The 1,678-nt window shown below is 61.9% G+C and carries 1 protein-coding gene; it reads left to right on the top strand.

The annotated features are described in order from the left end of the window. The first annotated feature begins 338 nt into the window (after positions 1-338). Positions 339-1,592 carry a group II intron reverse transcriptase/maturase gene (ltrA, locus tag AC07DO_RS39795; RefSeq protein WP_479067414.1) on the top strand — a complete coding sequence of 418 codons (1,254 nt, stop codon included), beginning with the start codon at positions 339-341 and terminating at the stop codon, positions 1,590-1,592. The last annotated feature ends 86 nt before the right edge of the window (positions 1,593-1,678 follow it).

The following is a 1,678-nucleotide window of genomic DNA, read 5'->3' as shown; positions in this document are numbered from 1 at the left end:
ACATCGAAACCGGGTGCTTCCCATCGAACCCGGGATGAGCCTGGCGGGCGCCCGCTTATTGGCCAGGTGGTGTCCGGCACGAAGGTGGCGTGAGACTGATCTGCCGCTCTTGCATGGAACGTGGGAAGGCATCCCTCGAAACCGCATGCCCGCATTGGAAGAAGCGAGAGGGAGCGCACCAAGCGGAGGACCCGCGAGGTGCTGAGTACCGTCGCGAGGGGTGCCGGCGGACCGGCTCGTAGTAGTGCCGAAGCCTCTGTAACGGGGGTGGAGCGAAGGGGCCGGGTCATCCGTGGCTGTGTGTGTTTGGTCAACCGGGTAAAGCCCGGGAGGAGCCGATGGACAAGCTGAAGTCACCGAACAAGCCGTTTGAAATTACGAAGTTGGAGGTGCTGGAGGCGTATCGGGAGGTTAGGAAGAATCAGGGTGCTCCGGGGGTAGATGAGCAGTCCATCGAGGACTTCGAGAAGGACCTGAAGAGGAACCTCTATAAGGTCTGGAACCGTATGTCATCGGGCAGCTACTTCCCTCCTCCGGTGCGTGCGGTGGAGATTCCGAAGCAACATGGTGGTGGCATAAGAATGCTAGGCATTCCCACAGTTGCTGACCGTGTTGCGCAGACCGTAGTAGCCCGGCATCTGGGCATCCGCGTGGATCCCGTTTTCCATGAGGACTCCTATGGATACCGGCCGAACAGGTCGGCCTTGGACGCAGTTGAGCGTTGCCGGAAACGGTGCTGGAGACGGGACTGGGTGATCGATCTCGACATCCAGAAGTTCTTCGACAGCGTCCCCTGGGACCTCATTGTCAAGGCCGTGGAGGCTCACACCGACGCCGTTTGGGTGAAGTTGTATGTTGATCGGTGGCTTCGCGCGCCGCTTCAACTGCCCGACGGCACCTTGCAGATGCGAGATCGAGGCACCCCGCAAGGGTCCGCGGTCTCACCCGTGCTGGCGAACCTGTTCATGCACTACGCGTTCGACATGTGGCTCGCCCGGACATACCCGGGCGTCCAGTTCGAACGGTATGCGGACGACGCGGTCGTGCACTGCGTCTCCGAGCGCCAGGCCCGCGAGGTCCTGGAAGCGCTCGGGAACAGGATGACGGAGGTCGGGCTGCGGCTGCATCCCGACAAGACAAAGATCGTGTACTGCAAGGACGGGAACCGGCGCGGCTCATACGAGCACACGCAGTTCACCTTCCTCGGGTACACGTTCCAGGCCCGCAAGGCGCGGAGCAGGAACGGAGTGTGCTTCACCAACTTCCTGCCCGCGATCAGCAAGGACGCCCTGAACCGGATCGGCAGAGAAGTCCGCTCCTGGCGGCTTCACATGCGGATGCACCTCACGTTCGTCGAACTCGCACGATGGATCAACCCGATCGTGCGGGGCTGGGTGCAGTACTACGGTGCGTTCTACCGCACCGCACTGTTCCCTCTGGCACGGCGCATCAACGCCTACCTGATGCGCTGGATCCGCAAGAAGTACAGACGGTTTCGGCCGTTCAAGAAGGCCCACGCGTGCTGGCAACGCATCACTCGTCAGCACCCGAGGCTCTTCGCCCAGTGGGCACTTACGCCGACGTTTTGGTGATCAGGATGGCAAGAGCCGTGTAACGAGAGATTGTTACGCACGGTTCTGTGGGAGCCCGGGGGTGAGATTCCCCCGGGCGACCCGAC

It is taken from the genome of Streptomyces sp. NPDC045678 (assembly GCF_056432085.1).
This window is presented reverse-complemented; position numbering and strand designations above follow the sequence as displayed.

What these genes read in the sequence shown, in the direction of transcription:
- ltrA (WP_479067414.1), top strand. Translation starts at nt 339, where the DNA reads ATGGACAAGCTGAAGTCACCGAACAAGCCGTTTGAAATTACGAAGTTG.